The sequence below is a fragment of the Candidatus Hydrogenedentota bacterium genome (assembly GCA_019695095.1).
Taxonomy (GTDB): domain Bacteria; phylum Hydrogenedentota; class Hydrogenedentia; order Hydrogenedentales; family SLHB01; genus JAIBAQ01.
In genome coordinates this window covers 1-5,256 of record JAIBAQ010000295.1, presented here as the reverse complement: position 1 = coordinate 5,256, position 5,256 = coordinate 1, and the positions used below count along the sequence as shown (strand labels likewise).

The 5,256-nt window shown below is 54.1% G+C and carries 3 protein-coding genes; 1 reads left to right on the top strand and 2 read right to left on the bottom strand.

Annotation, left to right across the window (positions count from 1 at the left end; genetic code table 11):
- Positions 1–1,684, bottom strand: a 1,684-nt coding sequence (locus tag K1Y02_25100; GenBank protein MBX7259658.1) for a transglutaminase-like domain-containing protein, incomplete at its 3' end; no start/stop codon positions are given.
- A 348-nt stretch (positions 1,685–2,032) separates the two neighbouring features.
- Positions 2,033–3,289 carry a Gfo/Idh/MocA family oxidoreductase gene (locus K1Y02_25095; GenBank protein MBX7259657.1) on the bottom strand — a complete coding sequence of 419 codons (1,257 nt, stop codon included), beginning with the start codon at positions 3,287–3,289 and terminating at the stop codon, positions 2,033–2,035.
- 130 nt (positions 3,290–3,419) lie between these two features.
- On the opposite strand from K1Y02_25095, the gene K1Y02_25090 reads away from it, so the two are divergent.
- On the top strand, positions 3,420–5,045 hold the full coding sequence (locus K1Y02_25090) for a sodium:solute symporter (GenBank protein MBX7259656.1): 1,626 nt from the start codon (positions 3,420–3,422) through the stop codon (positions 5,043–5,045).
- Positions 5,046–5,256: the final 211 nt, after the last annotated feature.

The following is a 5,256-nucleotide window of genomic DNA, read 5'->3' as shown; positions in this document are numbered from 1 at the left end:
TGGCGAAATCCGCGGCAATTGCATCCACGGGAAGGGCCATGAGCAGGTTGTCTTGCGTCGAAACCTGCCTAAGTTCCACCAACAGCATGGGGTCTGTCTCCATAGCTGTGAAGGTCACGGTCCATTTCCAGACGCCAGCCTTGCCCGGAACATCCTCTATGAGATTGCTGATGACCATGGCTCCCTTAAGTTCTACGACGCCGAGGCAGTTCTTCAGGGCGTTTCCTCGGAAGTAGTATGTCAAGCAGCACGTTCCTGGTTCCGGGAGTCTAAACAGAGCAAGATGAGTGGACGCCCTCGCGGGGGTGGCCCCAAGAAACATGTCACCTCTGTAGCGAACGTAAGATCCGTCTTCGACTGCGTCGTAGACATCAATGGTTTGTCCGTCAAGCTTTCCGTAGTCCACGTGAGTCCGTTGGATCAGGTCAAATTCCACAGGATATACGGCACCAACGCCATTTTCGTGTGTTTGATTGGGGAATGACCGAGTGAACAGAACAGTGTACAACGTTTGCGCCTCTGTGTCCGTCAATGCGCGAATTCCTGAATAGGGCGAATACACCCCGGTGAATTTTGTGATGTCCAGTTCTTTAGGATGAATTCGTGTGTTGGGGTCCATGATGAGGGCGCGTCCCGAAAAGATTCGTCCATTTCCCGAATATTCGGGTTCAGAATAGAAAAAGGATGCGTAGCTTGGGTCGAACAGGTGCCAACCGCCATCGTAATACACCTCGGCGACAACATGGGTGCCTGTTACGGAGCCGATGTTTCGATATTGGATTTTTCGGGCTGGCATTCCGAGGCGCCTACAGAGCGAAACAAGTGCCGTGCTTCGTCCTTCGCACAAGCCGTGCCCATCCTGCAATTGTGCGCTACCGCACGAACCGACAAACTCTCCCGGTTGGAGGATCTGGGCCGAGTAACTCATCAGTTGCAGGACAGTTGACTCCGAAGGCGCTGGCTTCGAGTCTTCTCCAAATACTGTGTTTAGCGCCGAATCCAGGACGCTCAAGTCTTCCTCCGCGCTTAATGCGGTGTATTCTGCGAGTTCTGAATCGTCGTCGAGTCGCTTTGTCGAAAAGGCCTTGCTCAGTGGGATGGTAAGTGTCTCGCTCCTCATGACTTGGACTTGCCAGTTCTTCCAGTATATGGAGGCGGGGAATTGGGCCGATCTACACGATGCAACAATTCGAATTCGAGGAGACACGCGCGATTCAAAGAAGAAGGTGTTTTCGCCATTCTTGAGTTCGACTAAATTGGTCAGGCGCTTGACATTACCTTCTGCGTACTCACCCCATACGCTGACCGTTACATCCATGCCTTCGCTTAGTTCGGCGAGTATATCGGCGCGGTAAACGGCTGTAGTGTCAATGCCTTCGAGAGTTACGCCGAACATGCGATAGATACTATTGTCTGCATCCTGCGCCCGCCAGGTTTGCTTGAGACCGCGACCCTTGGAGTCCACTGCAACCGAGAATTCATGCTTCGCTTGAGTGACTCCGAATTCGGCGCCGCCCCAGGCGTCTGGTATACGCTTAAGTTTCTTCCAGGTAGAGAAATCGCAATTCAGCACCTTGTCTGAGGAGGGCATTGAACTCGGCTCCTCTGCCAGGAGCGTCGTACCTACGATCGCCGCAAAGAGGGCAGAGAGAATTCCCCCCGCCAATCGCAACACTCGACCCATCGTTACACTCCATTACAGGAATGGCACGTCCACGCGGTAATCTTGTTTCCTGCACCCGCACCATCGCCGTCAATTTACGCCAAATTCGATTTTCCAGCAACTTCAGAAGATGACCAGACGACCACAAGGACAGAATGTCTGCATTAATGCCGTGTCCTCCGAATGTAGCCAATTGGGGAGACAAAGGCAAGCCGCAGAGGCAAGCTACATATACGGATCCGAAGCAGTCCTGATCAGTCAGACAACACATGACGCACTCTGGTTTGTGGAATTCAAAGCGCGAAAAATGAGACTGACACGACCCGCCTCCTGGGTGGTGTCAGTCCCAAATGTCACCGTTCGTAGTGGTTATTTCTTCACGCCCAATTGCTCTTGTGCTTTGCCCTGGGCAATGAGCGACGTATAGTTCTCAAGTTCTTTCTGCACCTTTGGACTGGTCAGATCGATGGTCTTCTTCTGCTCGGCGGACATGTACGCCGCTTGGCACAGCTTGGTGATTTCCAGACCGTATTCCCAGTTCAGGAAGGCGTCTTTACCTTTCTTGAACGACTGGACGGCGTCCTCGAGCTCGTCCACGTATCCGTACAGATCCTCTTCATTTGGCTGCACGGCGAGCAGACCGCGCGTAGCAGTTGACTTCTCAAGAGCGACTTCCGCGTTCGCCACCGCCTCGGCGGCCGCATCGCCGATGAATACGGTCAGCGGTGATTGTAGCGTATTCATCTCAAATGCATAGCCCGGTCCAAGGCCGTCCATCAGCAGGCGCAGACCTTGTTTGTCGTACATCCACGAATTGGTGAATTGGGCCTTCGAGAGTTGACCCGTCTTCGGATTCTGAAACGTCACCATGCCGGTCGCGAAGTCTTCGGCGGGCGTCTTGGTGTAATCGACGCGCATCTTGTCTTTAAGTTGCTTGCGGTACTTCGGCAGGCCCCACTTCAGCAGAGCGACCTCGGCGTTTACGGACACCGGTTTCAGATACGTGGGCGCGGAACCAACCGGGTTCAGGACGAACCAAGAAACCGCGATACTGTGGCAGCCCATGTCGGAAAGCACGCCGCCGCCCTGTCGAGTCGGGTCCCAGAACCAGCCTTCGTGAGGTCCGCCGTGTTCCTCGGAAGAACGCGCCAGAGCGAGAGGACCCATCGCTTTCTGTACCGGCGCGAGTTGGGCGAGCGCTTTGCGCACGGACTTCATGTGAATCTGATTCTCGAAGTAAGCCGTGGGTAACTTGACGCCCTTCATGATCTCAACGAGTTGCCGCGCTTCACGCACCGTGCGACCCAGGGGTTTTTCGCAGATTACGCCTCTCAGGGCGGCGCCCGCTTTCACGGCATCGGCGATTTGGCCGACAAGATCCAGGCGTGCAAAATTGGGGGCCAACACACACACGGCGTCGACGTTCTTACACAGTTCGGCAACGCTCGGGTAGACCTTGCAGTCGCCCAATCCACTGGATTTTGCGTATGCGGCCAATTCCTCGGCGCCTTTGAGCGCGTAGACACCGGTCAAATCGGCGCTTCGCACGTACCGAAGCGCGGATGCCTGAAACTTCGCTATAAACCCCGCCCCGATAAACCCCAAACGCATGCGTGCCGTGCTCATGATTCCCCTCCGTTCGTGCCTGAACATTGTCCAATTGGACATTTTTCTCAGTGATTATAGTCTGAGTTAAGGCTTGATTGAAACGCTTTCGGCTGGTATGGTTCCGGGTACGGCAATAGGGGGCCATACGATGACATTCGGTACGCTTGACTGGGTAATCCTAATAGTCTATTTCCTCGCAATGGCGATGATGGGGCCATTGTTCGCCCGGAAGAACAAGTCCACGGAGAGCTACTTCCTTGGCAATCGCTCATTTCCGGGTTGGCTGATTGGCTTGTCCATGTTTGCAACGTCGATTAGCTCGATCACCTTCGTTGCCTACCCTGCCGACGCCTACAAGACGGCCTATCTCCGTTTCCTTCTTGCCCTAATGCTCCCCGTGGGCATCTTCATTGCCTCAATCCTCTTTCTCCCGTTCTTCCGGCACGCGCGCGTCACGTCAGCCTTCGAATATCTCGAAGGCCGTTTTGGTCCCGGTGTGCGTGTATACGCAGCGACGACGTTCATCATCAATCAAGTAGTGCGTCTAAGCCTGATTCTCTATCTCGTTTCGTTGTTGGTACACGAAATGACCGGATGGGACCGGTATACATGCGTATTCATCGGGGGTGTTTTCACCGCCTTCTATACGGTGACGGGCGGAATTGAGGCGGTTATTTGGACGGACTTTATTCAGTCGTTTCTCCTGTGGGGAGGTGGATTGGTTTGTCTCTACGTCGCGGTTAGCAGTGTTGACGGCGGCATACCGACCGTAGTGTCCACGGCATGGGCCGACGGGAAATTCATGTTGGGAGACTTGAATAAAGAGGGCCAGCTTGTCAGGGCGCCTCTGTTTTCACTTGCAGAAAAGTCGGTCATCATGATGTTTCTGATTGGGCTTGCCAACTGGCTTACGGAATACAGCAGCAACCAGAACGTGATTCAGAAATACGTGGCGACCAAGAATCCCAAGGAGGCCAAACGCGCCATTTGGATTTGCTGTTTGTGCAGCCTGCCTACGTGGGCTTTCTTCATGTTCTTGGGTACAACGCTCTACGTGTACTACAAGCTGAATCCCGATCCCATCGCGCATGAAATCCTCACGGGCGCAAATGGACGCAAGGCGGACTCTATTCTCCCGTTCTTCATCATAAAAGCCCTCCCGCAGGGCTTCAGTGGACTCGTAATCGCTGGCGTACTTGCCGCCGCGATGTCCTCCCTTTCTTCGAGCATCAACGCAATATCCGCAGTCGGCATTACGGATATCTATAAACGCCATATAGTGCGCCAAGGTACAGATCGGCACTATGTGGTCGCGGCCTGGGGAGTCTCGATCCTCAGTTCCATTTTAATGATCGGCGGGGCCGCCCTGCTCATGTGGGCGAACAGCAAGACGCTGCAAGATACCTCCACCAAGTTAAACTCGCTATTGATGTGCGGGTTATTGGGTCTCTACTTCTTCGGATTCGTGACCGTGCGCGGAGACGTGCGCGCGGTCATCGTATCGCTGGTATGTACCATCGCATTCTCCGCATGGATGATGTTCATAGAGATGGGGCTGATCACCAAGAGTCTGCTTATGGGCGTCCTGCACTTGCCGGAAGGTTTTGCCGGATGGGCGGCCAGACCGATGGATTCCTACTACGCCGGACTTGCAGGCAACATCATCATGTTCGCGGTAGCATACGTCTTGTCCATATTCGTCTTCACCGCGAAGCGCAATCTGAATAACCTCACGTTCTGGACGCAAGACTGGACCGAGGACGAGACCAAGTAAGGCGGATTTGGGCCAGTTACATCGGCTGAGGGCTTGAGAACAGCCGCATTGCACGGGTAGACTGCGCGCGCGTCGATGTATGGTTTTTCAATGACTCCCCAATACCGATGATCCCAAGCGTAAAACAGATCGAGTCGGCTTTCCGCCGTGTCCAAGATACGATAACCACATTCCTGACCAATGTGGGTGACGCGCCGTATCACGAAGACGA

Excerpts from the sequence above, each read along its gene's own strand:
- K1Y02_25095 (MBX7259657.1), bottom strand. The coding sequence starts at position 3,289 with ATGAGCACGGCACGCATGCGTTTGGGGTTTATCGGGGCGGGGTTTATA.
- K1Y02_25090 (MBX7259656.1), top strand. The coding sequence starts at position 3,420 with ATGACATTCGGTACGCTTGACTGGGTAATCCTAATAGTCTATTTCCTC.